The 559-nt window shown below is 41.9% G+C and carries 1 pseudogene; it reads right to left on the bottom strand.

From position 1 onward, the window contains the following. Positions 1 to 282, bottom strand: a pseudogene (locus ETC02_RS17550) (transposase family protein); the annotation flags it as partial. Positions 283 to 559 lie beyond the last annotated feature (277 nt).

The following is a 559-nucleotide window of genomic DNA, read 5'->3' as shown; positions in this document are numbered from 1 at the left end:
AGAGATGGCTGGATACGACGTGCTGAACGTCACGCCACACGTGCTACAACGTCTGCGCTCGACAGGAAGTTCGATCCAAAAAATTCCGATTCGCTGAGCATAGCCATGCATCCATTGCTTCTTTTTGTCTGTCATTTTGATCGTGCGCTTCAAGCAGACAGGACATAACGGGCATTGTTCGGGTAGAGAAAGTTCGAAAATCCAACGTTCCCCTTCTTTTCGCACCTTTTGAATCAAAACATCTGGTAAATCGATGAGTTCTTTGATAAACTGAGAGTACATGCGAATTTCCCTCCATGGTTTGGTTTGGTCACCTTTACCATACAGGAAAATTCGCATTTTTTGTACCCTCTATGCACACCTGCCTTAAATGATCAAGTACAACTTGTGGTGAAGAGCCCTTTTGTGAAAGCCTTGACAAATATTTGTAGGTTTTTATCTTAATTAGGCGAGAAGACTCCCACTTCAACGAAGCGAAGCGGAGTAAGTGGGAGATGAATCGCCTTAACTATATTTTGCTGAAAATAGGATAGATTCAGTAAAATATAGTATAATATAG

Source organism: Geobacillus sp. DSP4a (assembly GCF_013096875.1).
Lineage (GTDB): Bacteria > Bacillota > Bacilli > Bacillales > Anoxybacillaceae > Geobacillus > Geobacillus thermophilus.
This window is presented reverse-complemented; position numbering and strand designations above follow the sequence as displayed.